Source organism: Micromonospora sp. MW-13 (assembly GCF_003434305.1).
GTDB lineage: Bacteria > Actinomycetota > Actinomycetes > Mycobacteriales > Micromonosporaceae > Micromonospora.
Map to the genome: position 1 here is coordinate 75,783 of NZ_QKKX01000064.1, position 19,217 is coordinate 94,999.

The window sequence follows — 19,217 nt, forward strand, 5'->3', positions numbered from 1 at the left end:
TGGGCCGGAGGTTGGCTACCGCCGTGGTGGCGGTGGTCGGTGCCGGCGGGCTCGCCGTCGTGTCGGCCGCTGGAGCAGTCTCCGCGGCTCCCCACCATGAGACTCAGCTACCGATGCAGATCGGCTACACCGACTCCAGCGACGCGCAGGTCGCCTACGAGTGGGAGGGCGACACCAACGCCCCGCTGGGTACCTGGCAGGACGGGGCGAGTCAGCTCCACACGTCTCGGGTCTACGCCACCTTCGACCTGACCGGCTTCACCGCCCGGCGGACGATCGGCGGCAAGCTGTACCTCCGCGAGCAGAGCGCGGCGGAGTGCCCGAGGCGGGCCATCGAGGTCTGGCGTACCGCAGCGGTGACGCAGACGCCGACCTGGGCGGGTGCACCGGCGGAGATCGAGAAGCTGGACGAGGCGGGTGACTCGCCGTACTGCCCGGTCGATCTGGCGTTCGACATCTCGGCGGCGGCCCTCGACGACGCCCGTGAGGACGACGGGCGGATCACCATCGAGCTGCGGGTGTCGGCGCAGTACGAGAGCGACCTCAGCTATGGCCGCCAGCTCAACTGGTACAAGCGGTTGCAGTTGAGCGTCACCTACAACTCGTTGCCGGCGGTTGACGACGACCACCTCTACAACGGCGGCTTCCCGTGTCGGGAGCAGGCCCCCTACCCGGCGCTGCCGGCCCAGCGTGCGACCCTCCAGGCCGTCGGAAACGACGCCGACGACTTGGACAGCCTGCGGCTCGACGTCGGTGCCTGGCCGGTCGGCGACCCGGCGGCACGGGTCGAACTGAGCCAGGAGCACGGTCGGTCCGGCCGGATCATCACGGTCCAGGTGCCGGACACCGCGCTGGTCGACGGGACGACGTACGCCTGGCAGGCCCGGACCTCCGACGGCCTGGACACCTCCGCCTGGTCCCGGACCTGCTACTTCACGGTCGACCGTACGGTGCCGCCGGCTGCCCAGGTGACGTCGGCCAACTATCCGACCTCGGACACCGGCCTGACCCCGCTTGGCGAGCCGGGGGTGTTCACCCTCTCCGGTGGCGGCGACCCCGACGTGGTCGGCTTCGCGTACGCCTGGGAGTCGATTCCCGTGTCCGGGTGCAGCTACGGCGACCTCGGCCAGCTGGTCTGCCCGGACCCGCTGACCGTACCGGGCACCGTGCAGACCGACGTTCCGGGCGGTTCGGCGACGCTGACGCTGAACCCGCCCCGGGACTTCCTCAACACGCTGGTCGTGCGTTCGCTCGACCGGGCGGGCAACCGGTCGGCCGAGACCCGCTACGAGATCCGGGTGCCGGACACCGACCCGACCGTGACGGTGGTGGGCGACCAGCCCGACTGGGGTGACGAGGCGACCGTCCGGATCACGCCGCACGCCGGGGTCGCTCCGGTCACCGAGTACGAATACCTGCTGACCGGGGGCACGAAGCAGACCGTCCCGGCCGGCCCGGACGGTAGCGCCACGGTCACCTTCACCGCCGACGAACCGACGGGTTACCAGCTCACGGTACGCAGCCGCAGCACGAACGGTTGGGTGTCCTCGGAGGGGTCGTGGTCGTTGCGCTTCAACCACCAGCCGCCGGGCGTCTCCTCCACGGTCTACCCCGGCCTGCAGGCCTCCGGCGGCATCGGCGTGCCGGGGACGTTCGTCTTCTCGCCGCCGTCCAACTGGGACGAGGTGAGCGAGTACCGGTACAAGTTCACCGGTGACTCGGCGTACCAGACGGTGGCGGCGGGCCCGGACGGAACCGCCTCGGTCACCTGGACCCCGCCGTCGAGGGGGATCAAGACCGTCAGCGTGTACGCCGTCCGCCCCGACGGGAAGCAGAGCTACATCGCGAAGTCGTACGCCTTCCGGGTCGCCTGACGGGCCTGCCCCGATCGGCACGATCGGCGTGACCGGGACGGCCGGCGAGGTCAGGAGGTCGAGGGCTCCTCTTCCTCCTCCTCGCCGGCCTCCTGCCGCTGCAGGTACGTCTGCGCCGACTCGTCCTCCTCGGACATCTCCTCGGCGCGCTGCACCTGCGGGTGGTCGTGCCCGTCGTGCTCGACCGCCCGCTGGACGGGGGCGGCGGCCGCCGGGGCGGGGGTGGCCGGAGTGGACATCAACCGGTCGGCGTTGGTGACGGCCTCGCGTTCGAAGCGGTCGGACGGGTCGCTGACCTTCACGCCGCCGCCGTTGTCGGTGCCGTCCACCGGGCCGCTGCGCTGCTGCACGACGTGGGTCAGCTCGTGGGCGAGCATGTGCTGCCCGCCAGGCGATGCCGGGTCGTAGCTGTCGCGCTGGAAGACGATGTTCGACCCGACGGTGTACGCCTGCGCGTTGACCGACTTCGCCGACTCGTGCGCCGCGCCGTCGGTGTGCACCCGGACGTCGCCGAAGTCCTGCCCGCCGAACCGGGCCTCCATGTCGGCCCGCACGTCGGGCGCGAGCGGCGTCCCGCCGCCGGAGTTGACGACGTTGTGCACCGGAGAGCGTTCCGGCTCCAGCAACTCGCCGACGGCCTGGTTGCCGACCGCCCGTTGCAGCCCGAGCAGCCCGGACGCGCCGAGCACGTCGGGCCGGCCGGCGGTGGCGGCGGAGTACGTCAGGTGGTCGGTGTCGCGTTCGGGGCCGGACGGCCGGTCACCGGCCGGGCGTACCGACGCCTCGGAGTCGAATTCACGGTGTCCGCGCATGGTTACCCCCTGTGGCCGGGTGTCCCTCGACCGTGCCCCGAGGCCGCTCACTGCGACAGCGTCAGCCGGACCCGACAGAAGGGCAGGTCCCGGTGCCCGAAAGGGCAGGACGGCCGGTCAGAAGCCCGCGGGCGGCAGAGACCGGTCAGCCCACCGCGAGGGGCAGCCAGCGGCCGAACTCGCTCTCCAGGGTCAACCGGCCGAGCTTGCGGTACTCCCGCCCGACCGCCCCGATCAGCTCGGACATCCCCACCGGCCGGCCCGCCCCGGCGGCCAGGTACCCGGCGGTCACCGCGGCCGAGCGGATGTGCCCGCCGGCCAGCTCGAACGCCTCGGCCAGGAAGCCCAGGTCCACGTCGGGGGCGCGGGGCACCCGGTCGCCGAGGCAGCGGTCCCACAACGCCTTCCGGGCCGCCTCGTCGGGCACCGGGAAGTCGACCACCACGTCCAGGCGGCGGGTGAACGCCTCGTCCAGGTTGGCCCGCAGGTTCGTGGCGAGCACCGCCAGCCCGTCGAAGGTCTCCATCCGTTGCAGCAGGTACGCGCTCTCGATGTTGGCGTACCGGTCGTGGGCGTCGCGGACCTCCGAGCGCTTGCCGAAGATCGCGTCGGCCTCGTCGAAGAGCAGCACCCCGTTGACCCCGGCCGCCTCGCCGAAGATCCGCTCCAGGTTCTTCTCGGTCTCGCCGACGTACTTGTCCACCACCGTGGCCAGGTTGACCGTGTACAGGTCCAGCCCGAGGCTGCCCGCCACCACCTCGGCGGACATCGTCTTGCCGGTGCCGGAGTCCCCGGCGAACAGCGCGGCCACCCCGTGCCCGCGCCCGCCGCCGGGGCGCATCCGCCACTCGCGCAGCACCCGGTCCCGGTGCCGGGCCCGCCCGGCCAGCTCGTGCAGCAGCGACAGCGTCGCCGGCGGCAGCACCAGGTCGTCCCAGCCGACCTCCGGGACGATCCGCCGGGCCAACCGCTCCAGGCCGGCCGCGTTCTGGGTACGCGCACCCGCGCGCAGGTGCGCCGCGCCGACCGGCTCATCGGTGGCGGCGGCGAGCTGGACGGCCACCGAGGCGGCCCGCCGGATCGCCGGGGCGCCGAGGACGAAGTGGGCGGTGGCGGCGGCCGGGTCGAGCCCGTCGGCGAGCTGGCCGGGCAGGGCGGCCCGCCACACGGCGGCCCGCTCGGCGGCGCTCAACGGCACCACGTCGACCTGCACCGGTGCGACGGCCGTCCACGCCGGGTCCCAGGGCTGCGTCCCGTACGCCAGCACGGGGACGGTCCCGGCGGTGAGCCGGGACCAGAGTGCCCACGGCTCGCCGCCCCGCACCGGCCCGACGACCAGGCCCGCCCCGGTGAGCAGGGCCTCCCGGACCAGCACGGTGGCCAGCTCCGCCGCCTGCGGGTCGGCCGCGAGCCGGGGCAGGTCGACGGAGAGCGCGCCACGCCCGGCGAAATCGAGGGCGGCCACCGCGAGCGCCAGGGCGCTGCCGCCGGGCTGCTCCCGCAGGTACGCCAGCCGCGCCCCGGCCCGGCCGAGCTGCCTTGCGCCGGGCGGCGGCGGCCCGACCGCGTCGACCGGCTCGGCGAGTCCGGCGAGGGACGGCTCCGGGGCGTCGGCGCCGAGCAGCCAGCCGCCCACCCGGTCGGGCACCCACAGTCCCCGGCTGAGCACCGGCCGGTCGGGGGAGTCCACCCGCAGCAGCGCCACGTCGATCAGCGGCGCCCCGGCGGCGAGCCGGAGCCGGGCCGGCGCGGCGGCCTCGGGCAGCCCGCACAGCCGCAGCGCCAGCCCGACCGAGGGCCGGCGGCGGGTCACGTCGTCGTTGAGGTAGCCGTAGAACAGCTCGAACCGGCTGTCCACGTCCGGGGCGAGGGCCACCAACAGCAGCGCCTCGTCCAGCGGGGTCAGCCCCGCCGCCCGGGCCAGCGCCGCCAGCCGGTCCGGGCCGGGCTTCCGCCCGGTTCCGTCGGTCCCGCCCGGGGTCGGCCCAGGCCCGGCCGGCGCCGTCTCCTCGGGCCCAACTGTCGGCCCCGATCCGGCCGACGCCCTTGCCGAGGCGTCGGCCGGATCGCCCGGCCACGGGGCGAAAGGCTCCCGGCCGGCGGCGAGGGCGGCGTCGACCGCCTCGTCGGACAGGTACAGCCCCCGGAACGGGTCGTCGGGCTGCGGGTCGGCCTCCCGGCGGGCCGCCACCGCGGCGCGTACCGCCAGCTCCACCCGCTGGAGGCGGCGCAGCAGTGTCGGCGAGTCCCCGGCCACGGCTCTCAGCCCCCGGCTCGGGCCGGCCGGTGCCCGACCCGGTCCCCGGCGGCGTCGTCGCGGGTGTTGTCGGCGACCTCGGCGACCAGGCCCTCGCGGGCCGGCGGACCGGCCTCCACCACCCGGCCGCTGTCGACGGGAGTGCTGACCACCACGTCGAGTGAGGGCTTCAGCTCCCCGCCGAGCGCGGTCCACACGTCGGCGAACGCCCGGTCCTCCGGCGGCGGCAGCGCCACGGTCATCGGCACCGGCATGCCGATCGCGGCCACCGAGCCGGTCAGCACCGCCGGGGGCAGCGCGTCGAGGCGCAGGAAGCACAGCAGCAGCGAGGAGAGCAGCCGGTGCTCGTCCTCGGGGCGCTGCGTCCACGCGGTGACCAGGTAGGACAGCTTGACGTAGCGGGGCGGGGCGACCCGGCGGGCCACCTGGCCGCGCTCGTCGTACTCGTTGACCAGGCCCCGGGACCGGCGGCGCAGGTCCTCCCGGATGTCGTAGAGGTAGACGTTGACGGTGGGGGCGTTGCGCCGGGCCGCCCACTCCTTCGTCGGCGCCTCCAGCACGATGTCCACGCCGGACCCGGGCAGGGCCTCGTCGCGGACCAGCCGGCGCAGCGCGTCGTCGATCTCGTGGATCACCAGGTCACCACCTGCCACGGAAGGGCGGGTCTAGCCCGCGCGGCACCACCAGGAACGGCTCGGTGGCGCGCACCGACCCGAAGGCGGGGCCCCTGTCCCGCGCGGCGGCGAGGTCGCGCGGGCCCAGCTCGTCCTTGCGCAGCACCAGCACCTGGGTACGGAAGCTGCCGTCCGCGTCGACGGTCACCGTGTCGGGAGTGGCGGTGATGCCCGGCTGCCAGCGCAGCCGCACCGTCGCCCCGGGCGGGAAGCCGGTGCCCACGGCGGCGGTCACGAACCCGGGCGGCCCGATCGCCGGGTCGACGCGCAGCCGCGGCGCGACCACCTGCACCGGCGCCTGCGCCGTGCGGGTCGCCGACACCTCCCGTACGCTCGCGGTCAGCCGGCCGGCGACCGTCGCGGTGACCGCCGCCTGCGCGGGCAGCACGACTCTGACCACCTGCTGGCCGCCCGGGCCGAGCGTGCCGAGCAGGCAGAGCCGGCGGCCGGCGCCGCAGCGCGGGTCGGCGCTGACCGGCGGCAGCAGCGGGGCGGGCGGGGTGACGTCCAGCCAGACGTTGTCGGCCGGCAGGGGGCTGGCGTTGCGCACGGTGAAGGTGACCGGGACCGGGTCGCCGCCCACGTAGGCCGGCTGGTTGCCGACGGAGACGGTGAGCGCGAGGTCCGGCGCGGGCAGGCGCTGGAACGCCGGCTCCGAGCCGACCTGCCGGACGACCGTCGTCGGCGGGCCGCCCGCGCCGGGCAGCACGACGATGTCCGGCGGCTCCTCGGACCCCCGGAGGGTCACCGCGATCCGCCGGCCGTCCGGGGACCACGCCGGGTCCGCCACCGAACGGCCGTCCCGGTCGCCGGCGGCGAGCGGATGCCGGGCGGCGGAGCCGTCGGGCGCGACCACGCACAGGTCGGCGGGGCGGCTGCTGTCGGCGAACGCGATCGCGGTCCCGTCCGGGGACCAGGCCGGCGACCGGTCCGTCTCGCGGGCCGGGCAGCCGTCGCCGATCCGGGCGCTGAGGTCGGTCTGGTCGGTGACGGTCAGGGTGCCGGTGAGGCCGCCGTCGAGCCGGGCGAGCCAGATTCGGGTGCCGGTGAGCTGCGGGTCGGACACGATGATCAGTGCCGTGTCGGCGCCGGTGCGGCCGGCCCGGTCGGTGGCCCGGCAGGTCACCACGGTCTGTCCGATCGGGAACCGCGAGCCCGACGGCGGCTCGCAGCGCACGGGCAGCGGCCGGCCCGCCGCGTCCACGGCCGTGGCCTGGTAGGTCACCTGGGCGCCGGCCGGCCCGGTCGGGGCGACCTGCACGTCGTCTACCCGGACCAGCGGCAGGCCGGGCTGCGCGACCCGGACGATCAGCTCCTGCACGGCGTCGGACCCGGCCTCCGGCGGGTCGAGGTCGAAGCGCAGCGTGCAGCGCAGCACGGAACCCGGGACCGCCCCGGGCGAGACGGAGACGGTCTCGGTGAACCGGGCCGGCGTGCCGGCGTCCACCCGGGCCGGGTCCGGGTCGAAGGCGACGGAGAGACCGTCGTCGCAGGTGGCGCTCGGCCTGACGGTGACCTTCAGCTTCCCGATGGCCTCGATGATGGCCGTGATCATCTGCCCCGGGTCGCTGTTGGCCGTGAGCAGCCCGCCGGTGGCCTCGGTCAGCCGGCCGGCCGCGCCGTCGTAGTTCAGCCCGCGCTCGAAGTCCGCGCCGGCGATGGGCACGCCGATCAGCGCGATCCCGGCGGCCTGGAGGGCGCGGGTGAGGTCGCCCTCGTCGATCGTGCCCTCCGCGGGCGGCAGGAGGGTCTTGTCCACGCTGTCGGTGTCGCTGATCAGCACGACGATCCGGCTGCTGTCCGGTCGGAACCCGATCCGGTCGTTGCCGGCGAGCTGCCGCAGCGCGTAGAACCAGTTCTCCGTGCCGTACGGGCTCTGCGCGGTGAGCCGCCGCACGGCGGCGTCCACGGCCGCGTCGTCGGCGGTCACCGGCTGGCGGGGCAGGTACATGTCCGGGTCGTACTCGCCCTCGCTGCCGCGCCCGCTGAACGTGGCCAGGCCGAACCGGGCGTCCGGCTGGCTCGCCCGCACGCTGTCGACCACCTCGGGCAGCCGGTCCTTGAGCTGGTCGATCACGCTCGCCCCGCCCTCCCCGGGCTGGGACATCGAGGCGGTGTCGTCGACGAGGAAGACGATGTCCGGTCGGGGCGGGATCGGCGGGGTGGGCAGCGACTGCTGCACGGTGAACGAGGTGCCCGGCAGCGCCGGCCGGTCCACCCGCGGCACCGCCAGGTCGCTGCGCCGGGGGGTGGCCAGCCGGGAGAACGCGAGCCGCCGGCCGTCCGGCGACCAGGCCGGCTCGGTGTCGCGGCCGATCAGGTGCGGGGGCATCGGCACCTCGGCGAGCAGCCGCCCGTCGGCGACCGCGACGACCAGGATCCGCGAGGGTTCGTCGGTGTCCGACGGCTGCCGGGTGAACGCGACCGCCTCGCCGGTCGGGGACCAGGTCGGGTCGGTGTCCCGGTCCTCCTCGGCGGTGCCCGGCGGGGGGAGGGCGCGCGGGTCGGCGCCCGAGGCGTCGGCGACGACGATCCGGGCCCCGCCGCCGGGCTGGTCGGCGCTGTAGGCGAGCCGGGTGCCGTCGGGGCTGAACGCCGGCCCGGTCTCCGACAGGCCGGGCCGGGCGGTGTGGTCGCGGCGGTCCCCGCCGGTGGCGTCGGCGGTCCACACGTCGCTGGTGTCGGCCCGCTCGGTGGCCGTCCAGATCAGGTCGCCACCCCGCCAGGCGGGCTCGTGCTCGGGCAGCGGACCGGCGGCGACCGGGGTCACCCGGCCGGCCCGGGCGACGTACACGTCCCCGGCGGGGTCGTCGCGGGTGGAGGTGAAGGCGATCCGCGCGCCGTCGGGGGACCAGGCCGGCTCAGCGGCGTCCCGGGGGCCCGGCACCGCGCGGGTCACCGGGCCGCCGCCGGGGGCCACGGTGGCCACCGTCCGGAAGCCCGGGGCGCCCGCCGGCGCGAACCGGGTGGTGGTGAAGGCGATCCGCGCGCCGTCCGGGGACCAGGCGGGCTGCCCCTCGGCGGCCGGGCCGTCGGTCACCCGGACCGCGGCACCGCCCCCGGCCGGCAGCACCCAGACGTCCCCGGCGGGGTCGGCCCGGGTGCTGCCGAAGGCGATCCGGACCCCGTCCGGCGACCAGGTCGGCCAACTGTCCTCGGCCGGGTGGTCGGTGAGCCGGCGCAGCCCGGAACCGTCGACCCGGACCACCCAGATGTCGGCGTTGCCGGCCCGGTCGCTGGTGAACGCGACCTGCCGGCCGTCGGGGGACAGGGCGGGGTGGGCGACCGTGCCCGGGCCGCCGACCAGCCGCACCGGCGACCCGCCCGGGCGGCGCAGGTAGAGCCCGCCGCCCCGGTCGGCGCCGCCGGGGGCGGCCCGCCGCCCGACCCAGACCAGCTCGCCGGCGCGCGCGTCGACGTCCTGCTCGGCGTCGCCGCGCTCGCTCCCGGACAGCAGCGGACGGGGCTCGGCGGTGCCGGCCACGCTCACCACCAGGGTCGGGCGCTCCTCGCTGCGGTAGCCCAGCCGGTAGCCCACCTCGGCGGCCGGCGGGGCCGGCGCCGGTGCGGGCGGCGTGGGCGCGGGCGGCGCGGGTGGCGCGGGCGCGGCGAACGCCGGCCCGGCCACCAACCCGAGCACCATGACTCCCCAGCGGCGGTTGCCCCAGCGCACGACACCTCCCCGTGGTCACCCCTGTCCCCACCGTGGCCACCCCCGGCGGGGCGGGTAGCGGCGGTCGGTGCCGGTCTGTGGGCAGCACGGCCTGCCCGATGGGGCAGCGCGGCTCAGATCAGGCCGTTGCGCAGCGCGTACGCCACCGCGTGGCAGCGGTTGCGCAGGTGCAGCCGGTTCGTCACGTCGTGCAGGATGTTCTTGATCGTCCGCTGCGAGTAGGACAGCTTCGCGGCGATCTCGGCGGTGTCGAAGCCATCGGCGACCAGGCGCAGCACCTCCACCTCCCGGTCGGCCAGACCCGAGAAGGTTAGCCCGCGCGGCCCGAGCACCTCCCGTTGCAGCGCCCCGACCTGCTGGAGCAGCCGGCCGAGCAGGTCCGGCGGGACGGCGCCCTCGCCCGCCGCAGCGGCTCGGACCACCGCGACGAGGCGGTCCGCGCTGGCCTCCGACCGGCGGACGATCCCCGCCACACCGTGCTCCACCGCGGCGACCAGCCCGGCGTCGTCGACCTGGGTCACCACCAGGACCAGCGCGGGCGTGCCCCGGCTGCGCGTCGCGCGCAGGGTCCGCAGGGACGATTCGTCGATGCCGTCGGTGATGATCACCGCCACCTCGGCCCGGTCGGCCTCGGCCTCGTCGAGCAGCAGCACCTCCGGACGGGGCCGAAGCTGACTGACCACGCCGGCGCGCGAGATGACGTCGGTGGAGGACAGGTGGACTGGTACGCGTCGCATGAGCACCCCCGAGTGCGCTCGGTCGGACGATCGGTGACGCCGAGTATCGCCCGCGGCACCAATCGTGCAGTCAACGTGGGCTCAACGGCCCTCCCGCGTTGCCCCAAGGTCTTCCTCCACGGCGGATTGAGCGGGCGGGCACGCACCTAGAGTCGCGCCATGACCACCGACGCGAACCTGGACACCGACCTCGTCGAGGTCAGCCCGGGCAGCGAGGCGAGCTGCCGGCTGGAGGTCCGCAACACCGGCCCGATCGTCGAGTCGTACGTGCTGGAGCTGCTGGGCGACGCCGCCGGGTGGGCCCACGCCGAGCCGGACACCATCTCGGTCTACCCGGGCTCGGCCGAGACGGTCGCGATCCGCTTCCAGCCACCCCGGTCGCCGCAGGTGGTGGCCGGTGAACGGCCCTTCGCCGTGCGGGTCACCCCGGCCGAGAACCCGGACGGCCAGGTCGTTCCGGAGGCCACGGTGCGGGTGCTGCCGTTCGCCGAGATCGCCCCCGAGATCCTGCCGCGCACCTCGCGGGGGCGCTGGGGTGGCCGGCACGAGCTGTCGGTGTCAAACCTGGGCAACACGCCGCTCGGGCTGGCGTTGGCCGGCAGCGATCCGGACAACCGGCTGCGCGTCGCGGTCCGCCCCTCGCAGCTCGCGGTGGCCCCCGGCGAGGCGGCCTTCGTCCAGGTCCGGGTCCGCGCGCGCCGGCTGCGGTGGCGGGGCCATCCGGTGACGCTGCCCTTCCAGGTCGCGGTCGCCTCGGAGGAGACGCCCCCGGCCGCCCTGGACGCGGCGACCGTGCAGGAGCCGCTGCTGCCGCAGGGGGTGGGTCGGATCCTCGCCGCGCTGGTGGTCCTGGCGCTGCTCGGCGCGGGCCTGTGGTACGCGCTGCTGCGGCCCACGGTGAAGTCCCTGGCCGAGGAGGTCGCGCAGGAGCAGGTGGCCCCGGTGGCGCAGCAGGCCAGCGCCGCTGACAGCCGGGCCCAGCAGGCCGACGACAAGGCCCAGCGGGCGCTCGGCGGCGCGTCTGCCAGCCCACGGCCGTCGGGGCCGACCCCGAGCAACCCGCCGCTGCCGCCGTCGCCCAGCGCGACCGCGCCCGTGCCGGGCATCCCGGCGGGCGGGCAGTCGTTCAGCCGTCGGCTCTCGGTCACCGCCTCGGGCGGCGCCACCCGCACCGACCAGTACACCGTGGCGTCCCGGCGGGTCTTCGTGCTGACCGACATCTTCCTGCAGAACCCGCAGGGCGACGAGGGGCGGCTGGAACTGGTGGTGGACGGGACGACGGTGCTCACCGTGGCGCTGAACAACTTCCGCGACCTCGACTACCACATGGTGTCGCCGATCGAGGTCCGCGCCGGCCGGGTGATCAGCCTGCGGGCCACCTGCCGGAAGGCGGGCACCACGCTCGACGGCGCCGGGGGCGGCGGTGGCCAGTGCCGCGACTTCGCCCTGCTCAACGGCTACACCCGCCCCGCCGGCTGACGACACCGGGTCGACCGGCGCGCCACCGGTCCGCCAGCGGGCAGGTGGCGGACTCCGACCCGACTTCGGGACGCGTCGGCTAGCGTCGCGGCATGGAGCAGATGCTGGTCACCGGCGGTGCGGGGTTCATCGGTGCCAACTTCGTCCACCGGGCGTTGGCCGTCCGGCCGGATCTGCGGCTGACCGTCCTCGATGCGCTCAGCTACGCCGGTAACCGGGGCAACCTCGCCGAGGTGGCCGACCGGATCACCTTCGTCCGTGGCGACGTCTGCGACGGCGACCTGGTCGACGCCCTCGTCCGGGACTGCGACACGGTGGTCCACTTCGCCGCCGAGTCCCATGTGGACAACTCCCTCCAGGACCCCACCCCGTTCCTGCGGACCAACGTCGAGGGCACTTTCGTGCTGCTCGAGGCGGTCCGCCGGCACGACCGGCGGCTGCACCACGTCTCCACCGACGAGGTGTTCGGCAGCCTGCCGCTGCACGGCGGCGGGGCGTTCACCGAGGAGACCCGGTACGACCCGTCGAGCCCGTACTCGGCCACCAAGGCGGCCTCGGACCTGCTGGTCCGGGCCTGGACCCGGTCGTACGGGGTCCGGGCGACGCTGTCGAACTGCGCGAACAACTACGGGCCGTACCAGAACGTGGAGAAGTTCCTGCCCCGGCAGATCACCAACGTGCTGCTCGGGCAGCGGCCGAAGCTCTACGGCACCGGCGAGAACGTGCGGGAGTGGACCCACGTCGACGACCACAACGACGCGGTGCTGGCGATCCTCGACGCCGGCAAGGTCGGCGAGACGTACCTGATCGGCTCCGGCGCGCAGTGGAGCAACCGGGCCCTGGTGGAGCTGACCCTGACGCTGCTCGGCCGGCCCACCGACGACTTCGACAGCGTGCCGGACCGCCCCGCCCACGACCTGCGCTACGCCTGCGACAGCGGGAAGATCCGCCGGGAGCTGGGCTGGCGGCCCCGCTGGGCGGAGCTGCCCGACGGGCTGGCCGCCACCATCGACTGGTACCGGCGCAACGAGTGGTGGTGGGGGCCGCAGAAGGCCGGCACCGAGGCCCGCTACGCGGCCATCGGGCGCTAGCCGGCCGACGGCCCCGGCCGGCCTCGATCGCCCGGTTCTGCCGGGGAGCCAGGACTGACCTCAGCGCAACGACCGATCGCGTCGACCCCGCAGGCCGATCGCGCCACCGATGCGCTGCGCGAGGCGGGCGAGGGCGACGGCGTCCCGGCCGAGGTGAGGAGCTGGCGCAACCGGTGGACCATCGGCAGCGACGTCCAGGTGCGGTACGGCCGGGACGACCGCTGGTACCCGTTCCGGAAGCGGTCGGGGCAATGGAGGCCGGCGGGGCCACCCAGCCCGGACCCGGCGGACGCCCTGCTCGACTTGCCCCGGGGCTGATGATCGGTGACGAGAACGGGCGCGGCCCGACGAGGGAGAGGGACAGGTGGACGCGTCCGCGCCGGTCAGGCCGGGAGTACGCGTTCGAGTTCGGCCTCCAGCGGGTGCCCGAAGGCGTGGCGGTGGTCGTCGCCGAGCGGTCGGCCGAGGCTGCGGGTGCACCCCGTCGCGCAGCGCCTGGGCGTGCCGCGCCGCCGCACCGACCGGTACACCGTGGCGTCCCGGCGGGCCACCGCCCGGTCGGATACCGGACATGGTGCGGCCCACCCCCCGGCTGCTCTGCCATCCTGGATCTTCTCTCCGGTGTCCATCCGCGCCGGCCAGGCCCGGGCCGGCGAGCTGGAGGTGGCGCGGGCGGGGCGGACGGGGGCGCGGATGACCGTAGGTGTGGAAGTCGGCCGCAGGGCCGAGGCGTCGACCGCGACGCTGACCGGGAGCGCGGCCCAGCCGGACCGGGGCGGCCCGGCGCGCTGGCGGGACCCGCTCCGGACGACCCCCGCGCGGATCGTGGTCCACGGGCTCCTCCTCGCGGCCCTGCTCGTCGCCACGGCCGTGGTCGCGCTGCGCGCGGGCGGGCCGGCGACCACGCTGGGCGAACGGTCCGCCGCGGCCGCCGCGCGGACCGGCACGAGCGCCCGCCAGATCTACGTCGGCCTGGCCGACGCCGACGTCGCCGCCAGCGCCGTTTTCCTGCTGCCACCCGGCGCGGACCGGATGGCCGGGCTGAAGGCCGACTACCAGCGGAAGATCCACGAGGTCGAGCACGCGCTGAACGCCTCGATGGGCGCGGCGGTCGACGACCCGGACCGGCTCGCGAAGCTGGCCACGATCGCCGCCCGGTTGCAGGTCTACCAGCGCATCATCTCCGACGCGCTGGCGGTGGCCGAGGCCCGGGGAACGGTCGCCAGCCAGGGGGTGCTCGCCTCCGCGTACGCGCGGGAGGCGTCCTACTACCTGTCCACCCAACTGCTGACCGCCGCCCAGACCCTGTGGGACTACGACACCAGGCTGCTGCGGGAGGCCCGGGTCGACGCCCGGTGGTGGGCGGCAGCCTCCCTGCTGATGCCGTTGCTGACCCTGGCGGCGCTCGGGGCCGTCCAGTGGTGGCTGTGGCGGCGCACCCGCCGCCGGCTCAACGCCGGCCTGCTCGTCGCCTCGGCGGGCGTCGCGGCCGTCCTGGCCCTGGCCGTCGCCTCGTGGTCGCACTGGCCGGCGGCCGACAGCCGGTTCCCCGAGCTGGAGCGGGCCGTGGCCGAGCAGAGCGCCACCCAACAGCGGCTCGGCACCCTGCTGGCCGGCCGCGCGGACGTCTACCTCGGGCTCGGCGCCAGCGTCGACCCGGTGGGCCACCACGAGGACTTCGACGGCCGGAAGCTCTGCGACGTCCCGGACGGGGTGGACTGCGCCACCCTGACCGACGTGTGGACCGCCCGGCAGAGCCAGGAGCCGGACGCGTTCCGCCGGGCCATGGACGCGGTGCTGGACGCCGGGCCGGCCGGGAGGTCGTTCGACGCGGCGACCGCCACCCTCACCGCCCGGCTCGACGAGGGCGACAAGGTGGTCGCCGGGTACGTCGACCGCCTGCCGGCGACGCCGCGCCAGTTCGGCGGGCTCGCCGCGTGGGTCACGTTGCTCGCCGGCGCCGCGGTCGTCGGCGGGTTGCGGCAACGCCTGGCCGAGTACCGGTGAGACGGGCGGGGGAACCGATGACGACACAGGTGACGACACGATCGGCGGCCCGCCGCGGCGGCGGGCCGGTGGCCGCCCGGGCCGCGCGGGCCGGCGTCCTGCTGCTGGCGGTGGCGGCGTGCACGGCGGTTCCGCCGGACTCCACCACCGTCCCCGCCGCGGCGCCCTCGGGCGTGCAGCAGATCGCCGCCGGTGGTGAGCCGGCCAACGCCATCTGCACGGTGCGCAGCAGCTTCGCCCCGAGCAGTACCCCGCCGCGGGCGATCCTCGACCGGGCGCCGGGGCAGGGCCTGGTCGCGGGCGTCGACCCGTCGGACGCCACGATGAGCCACTGGAACGCCGTGACGCAGCAGTTCGAGGGCTTCAACATCGACCTGCTGCTGGCGGTGGTCCGGGCCATCTGGCCGGGGGAGGAGCCGCGCAAGCGGCTCACCTTCAAGGTGGTGCCGCCCGGGCAGGGCGCCTTCGAGATGCTGGCGCCGGACCACCCGGACCGGGTCGACGTCATCGCCACCTCGCTGACGGCGAGCTGCGAGCGGGCGAAGCAGGTCGTCTTCTCCAACGACTACCTCGACTCGGGGCAGACGGCGCTGGTCCGGCGTGTCGACGGGCGGCCGGACGGGCCCCCGGAGTACGCGGGCATCGAGCAGCTCGGCGGCCGTCGGGTCTGCGCGGCGGCGCGGACCACCTCACTCGCGGCGATCGCCAGCTACCGCACGGCCGACGGCGCGCACCCGGTGCCGGTGCAGGCCGCCCACGCGATCGACTGCCTGGTCATGCTGCGCCAGGGCCAGGTCGACGCGGTCAGCACGGACGAGAACATCCTGATCGGCTTCACCCGGATGGCACCCGACACCGTGTTGGTCACCGAGTCGCCCCGGGACAACGCCCCGTTCTGCCGCTACCACGACGGCAGGCGGCCGTGCACCTGGTTCACCGACGAGCCGCACGCCTTCGCGTTCGCCCGGGACAACCCGGACAGCGTCGAGCTGGCCCGGTTCGTCAACCACGTCCTGGAGTCCACCCGCGCCTCCGGGGCGTGGTCGGCGGCGCACCAGCAGTGGCTCGCCGACCACCCCGACCGGGGGCAGCCGACACCGGGCCCGCCGGTCACGTCGTGGCCGCCCGGCTGAGGGGCGGAACGTGATGCCGGACGGCGAACGGCTCGACGCGGTGCGGGCCGCGCACGGCCTGGCCGCCGAGTGGCTGCTGGAGGCGCAGGGGTTGATCACCGGGGAGTTCCACGCCCCGCTCGCCGGGGTCACCGCCGGGACGGAGAGCGCGGCCTGGGACGAGCTGCACGTGCTCGGCTGCCTGTCGCTGGCCCTCGACCCGATGGACGACGGCCCCGACCCGCCGGGCGCCGACCCGCCGGGCGCCGACCCGCCCGGCGCCGACCCCGACCCGCCCGGCGCCGACCCCGACCCGCCCGGCGCCGACCCGGCCGGCCCCGGTGTCCGCCCCGGCCCGGCGGCGCTGCGCGACGACCGCCTCGCCCGGCTGCTCACCGACCCGATCGAGGTCACGTTCACCTCCGCGACGGGGGAGGCGGCCCGGGTCGAGTGGTTGCCCCTCGACGAGATCGTCGCGGCGGCCCGGGAACGCCGGGCCACGATCCGCCGGCTCGTCGACGCGTACCGGACGGCCGTGCGGTTCGTGGAGGCCGACCTCGACCGGCTGCGCAAGGAGGTCGCGGACCTGCGGCACCGGGCCGGGGTGGCCGGCCGGGGCGCGGCGCTGGACGTACCCGCCGCGCGGCTTGCCGGGCTGGAGCGGGAGGCCGCGGCGGACCCGGTGGGCTGCGCCCGCCCCGGCCCCTGGCGGGACGCGCTGGCCGGCCTCGCGGACGACCTCGCCGCCGTGCGCCGGGCGCTCGCCCCGGCCAGCGACGACCCGGACCGGCGGACGGCCGGGGAGCGGCGGCTGCGCTCGTCGGTGCGGCGCCTGCGGGAGCTGGCGGCCGAGGCGGCCCGGGAGGGGCTGGGCGACGGCGGCGACCCCCTGGCCGCCCTCGACGTCGACGGGCTGCTCGCCCGCGCCGCCGGGGCCCGCGCCGCGTCGCCCGGCGATCCGGCGGGCCCCGCCGCCGAGCTGGAGGCTGCCCTCGACCGGGCCGCCGACCTGGTCGACGCCGCCCGGCGGCGGCTGCGCGCCCGCTGCCACCTGGAACTCGGCGGGCGGCTGGAGGCGTACCGGCAGCGCGCCGCCGACGAGGACCGGGCCGAGCATCCCGACCTGGAACGGAGCTACCGCGAGGCGCGGGACAGGCTGCGCCCCGACCGCTTCGCCGTGACCGCTGCGAGCCGGGCGGTCCGCGCCTACCAGCAGGCCGTGAACGAGGTGACGCGATGACGCCGACGAGCCGTTCCTGCGCGGAACGCAACTGCCCCGGGGCGGTGGACCAGGACGGCTTCTGCCGGCTGTGGGGCCACCCGTGCGGCGGCGGCCCGCCGGGCGCGGACTCGACGCCGCCCTCGGCCGTGGCCCCGCAGCCGTCGTCCCGGGTCCACCGGCCCGTCCCGGGGCCGCCCCGTGAGCTGTGGCGCCCCCGGGCCCGGCCGTGGGAGAGCCCGGCGTTCATCCCGTCGGCGCGGGCCCGGGACCCGCTGGAGGCGGTGCTGTCCCAGGCCGTCGTGCCCGAGCACTCCCGGTACTGCCCGCAGACGACGTGCCGGCGCCGGGTGCCCCGGGTCAGCGGGTACTGCCCGAACTGCGGCTCCCGCTACTCGTTCACCCCGCCGCTGGCCAAGGGCGACGTGCGGGCCGGCCGGTACCGGATCGAGGGCTGCCTGGGGCACGGCGGGGTGGGCTGGGTGTTCCTCGCCCGCGACGAGGACATGGACGGTAGCTGGCGGGTGCTGAAGGGGCAGCGCAACCCCGAGGACCGGGAGGCCGCGGCGGCGTTCGTCGGGGAACGGCAGGCGCTGATCGCGCTCAACCACCCCCGCATCGTCACGATCACCCACGCGCTGCGCCCCGAGTCCGACTCCGACGTCGGATACCTGGTGATGGAGTACGTCAACGGCGGCACCCTGGAGGACGCCCGCCGCACCATCGGACCGGACGGCGGCCCGTCGGCCGTCGACGTGCCGCAGGCGCTGGGGTACGGGGTGCAGATCCTCGACGCCTTCGAGTACCTGCACGACCAGGGCTGGCTGTACTGCGACCTCAAGCCCGAGAACGTCATGCTGATCGGCGGGTACGGCCCGGACGGCCCGCTCAAGCTCGTCGACTTCGGCGCGGCCCGGCGGATCGACAACACCGTCAGCCCGCCCTGGGGCACGGCGGGCTTCGAGGCCCCCGAGGTGCAGCGGCTCGGCCCGGCGGGGCCGAGCGTCCGCTCCGACATCTACACCGTCGGCCGTACCCTCGCCGCGTTGACCCTGGCGGTCAGCTCGGCGGACCTGCGTCCCCTGCCGGTGGGGCAGGACCTGCTGCGGCTGCCGCTGCCCGCCCCGCTCGACCCGTTCGCGCGGCTGCTGGCCCGGGCCACCGCCGTCGAGCCCGAGGAGCGGTTCGGCTCCGCCGCCGAGATGCGTGAGCAGGTCAGGGGGGTGCGGCGGCAGGTCCGCTCGGCCGCCGACGGCATCCCCCGGCCGACCCGGTCCACCCTGTTCAGCCCGGCGGCGTGCGCGTTCGCCCTGCACGCCGACGTCGACGCTCTCGACGTGGTGGAGATCGTGCTCGGCCTGCCGATGCCGCTGGTCGACGGCAACGACCCGGCCGCCGGTTTCCTCGCCTCGCTCGGCCCGGCCACCCCCGCCGAGCTGATCGCCCTGCTCGGCACCGCGCCCGAGCACACGGCCGAGGTCACCTACCGGATGGTCCGGGCGTACCTCGCCGCGGGCCGGGCGGACGAGGCGGGCCCGCTGCTCGCCGCCTTCCCCGACGACCTGCGCGACTGGTCGCTGTGGTGGCACCGGGGCCTGGTGGCCCTGGTCGGCCGGCACGGTGCGACCGCCCGGGACTGGTTCGGGCGGGTGTACGGGTGGCTGCCCGGCGAGGTGTCCGCGCGCCTGGCGTACGCGGTGGCCTGCGAGATCGCCGGCGACCACCCGACGGCCGCCGCGCACTACCGGGGGGTGTGGGAGACCGACCAGGGCGTGGTCGCCGCCGCCTTCGGGCTGGCCCGCTGCCTGTTCGTCACCGAGGGCCCGCGCCCCGCCACCGCCGTCCTGCTCACCGTGCCGGAGTCCTCCCGCGCCTCGACGGTGGCGGCGACCTGCGCGGTACGGATGCTGCTGGAGGCGCCGGAGGACGGCCACCGGCTCGACGCTGCCCTCGACGCCGCGGCCGTCGTGGAGAAGCTGCCCCCGTTCGCCGAACGCGACCTGGTCGAGGCGCACATCCTGCGGATCGCCCTCGGCAGCGACCTGGCCGACGGGCGGTACGCCGACCGGCGCCTGTTCGGCCACCGGCTCGACCCGGACACCCTGCGCCGCGCCTTCGAACGCACCTGCCGGTCCCTGGCCGGCCGCACCGGCGACCGGCGGGAGCGGATCGCGCTGGTGGACCTCGCCAACGCGCACCGGCCGGTGACCTGGTGGTGACCCGCGGCGCGCGCGCCGAGCCGGGAGCCGGCCGGGCCTCGGCCGGCGGACCCGACGAAAGGA

The 19,217-nt window shown here is 76.1% G+C and carries 12 protein-coding genes; 7 read left to right on the forward strand and 5 right to left on the reverse strand.

Annotated elements, in window-relative coordinates; all coding sequences use genetic code 11:
• The first annotated feature begins 113 nt into the window (after window positions 1–113).
• Window positions 114–1,874, forward strand: a complete 1,761-nt coding sequence (locus tag C5N14_RS27180; protein ID WP_117672078.1) for a hypothetical protein — start codon at window positions 114–116, stop codon at window positions 1,872–1,874.
• Window positions 1,875–1,924: 50 nt separating this feature from the next.
• On the opposite strand, the gene C5N14_RS27185 is transcribed toward C5N14_RS27180, so the two are convergent.
• The 5 genes from C5N14_RS27185 to C5N14_RS27205 all read right to left on the reverse strand — a co-directional run bounded on the left by C5N14_RS27185 (window position 1,925) and on the right by C5N14_RS27205 (window position 10,027).
• Entirely contained in the window at window positions 1,925–2,686 is a 762-nt protein-coding gene (locus tag C5N14_RS27185; protein WP_117672079.1) for a DUF4157 domain-containing protein, read from the reverse strand.
• A gap of 145 nt (window positions 2,687–2,831) precedes the next feature.
• Window positions 2,832–4,943, reverse strand: a complete 2,112-nt coding sequence (locus C5N14_RS27190) for an ATP-binding protein (RefSeq protein WP_243640076.1) — start codon at window positions 4,941–4,943, stop codon at window positions 2,832–2,834.
• 5 nt (window positions 4,944–4,948) lie between these two features.
• The gene (locus tag C5N14_RS27195; protein WP_243640078.1) at window positions 4,949–5,596 is read right to left on the reverse strand and encodes a DUF4255 domain-containing protein; all 648 of its coding nucleotides are present in this window, start codon (window positions 5,594–5,596) and stop codon (window positions 4,949–4,951) included.
• Entirely contained in the window at window positions 5,583–9,290 is a 3,708-nt protein-coding gene (locus C5N14_RS27200) for a VWA domain-containing protein (protein WP_128763673.1), read from the reverse strand. The genes C5N14_RS27195 and C5N14_RS27200 overlap by 14 nt, the downstream gene beginning before the upstream one ends.
• Window positions 9,291–9,403: 113 nt before the next feature.
• Window positions 9,404–10,027, reverse strand: coding sequence for a response regulator transcription factor (locus C5N14_RS27205; protein ID WP_117672083.1), 624 nt, complete (start codon window positions 10,025–10,027; stop codon window positions 9,404–9,406).
• A 159-nt stretch (window positions 10,028–10,186) separates the two neighbouring features.
• Between C5N14_RS27205 and C5N14_RS27210 the strand changes: the two genes are divergently transcribed.
• The 6 genes from C5N14_RS27210 (at window position 10,187) to C5N14_RS27235 (ending at window position 19,154) form a co-directional block, all read left to right on the forward strand.
• Window positions 10,187–11,506, forward strand: a complete 1,320-nt coding sequence (locus C5N14_RS27210; RefSeq protein ID WP_117672084.1) for a hypothetical protein — start codon at window positions 10,187–10,189, stop codon at window positions 11,504–11,506.
• Between the two features lie 92 nt (window positions 11,507–11,598).
• Window positions 11,599–12,597 carry a dTDP-glucose 4,6-dehydratase gene (gene rfbB, locus C5N14_RS27215; RefSeq protein WP_207892883.1) on the forward strand — a complete coding sequence of 333 codons (999 nt, stop codon included), beginning with the start codon at window positions 11,599–11,601 and terminating at the stop codon, window positions 12,595–12,597.
• A 621-nt stretch (window positions 12,598–13,218) separates the two neighbouring features.
• Window positions 13,219–14,604, forward strand: a complete 1,386-nt coding sequence (locus C5N14_RS32420; protein ID WP_165878240.1) for a hypothetical protein — start codon at window positions 13,219–13,221, stop codon at window positions 14,602–14,604.
• 17 nt (window positions 14,605–14,621) lie between these two features.
• Window positions 14,622–15,737, forward strand: a complete 1,116-nt coding sequence (locus C5N14_RS32425) for a transporter substrate-binding domain-containing protein (protein WP_165878241.1) — start codon at window positions 14,622–14,624, stop codon at window positions 15,735–15,737.
• 13 nt (window positions 15,738–15,750) lie between these two features.
• Entirely contained in the window at window positions 15,751–16,956 is a 1,206-nt protein-coding gene (locus tag C5N14_RS27230; RefSeq protein ID WP_117672086.1) for a hypothetical protein, read from the forward strand.
• Complete coding sequence (locus tag C5N14_RS27235; RefSeq protein WP_117672088.1) at window positions 16,953–19,154, forward strand: serine/threonine-protein kinase; 2,202 nt, start codon at window positions 16,953–16,955, stop codon at window positions 19,152–19,154. The genes C5N14_RS27230 and C5N14_RS27235 overlap by 4 nt, the downstream gene beginning before the upstream one ends.
• Window positions 19,155–19,217: the final 63 nt, after the last annotated feature.

Excerpts from the sequence above, each read along its gene's own strand:
- C5N14_RS27180 (WP_117672078.1), top strand. The coding sequence starts at position 114 with ATGCAGATCGGCTACACCGACTCCAGCGACGCGCAGGTCGCCTACGAG.
- C5N14_RS27185 (WP_117672079.1), bottom strand. The coding sequence starts at position 2,686 with ATGCGCGGACACCGTGAATTCGACTCCGAGGCGTCGGTACGCCCGGCC.
- C5N14_RS27205 (WP_117672083.1), bottom strand. The coding sequence starts at position 10,027 with ATGCGACGCGTACCAGTCCACCTGTCCTCCACCGACGTCATCTCGCGC.
- C5N14_RS27210 (WP_117672084.1), top strand. The coding sequence starts at position 10,187 with ATGACCACCGACGCGAACCTGGACACCGACCTCGTCGAGGTCAGCCCG.
- rfbB (WP_207892883.1), top strand. The coding sequence starts at position 11,599 with ATGGAGCAGATGCTGGTCACCGGCGGTGCGGGGTTCATCGGTGCCAAC.
- C5N14_RS32425 (WP_165878241.1), top strand. The coding sequence starts at position 14,622 with ATGACGACACAGGTGACGACACGATCGGCGGCCCGCCGCGGCGGCGGG.
- C5N14_RS27230 (WP_117672086.1), top strand. The coding sequence starts at position 15,751 with ATGCCGGACGGCGAACGGCTCGACGCGGTGCGGGCCGCGCACGGCCTG.
- C5N14_RS27235 (WP_117672088.1), top strand. The coding sequence starts at position 16,953 with ATGACGCCGACGAGCCGTTCCTGCGCGGAACGCAACTGCCCCGGGGCG.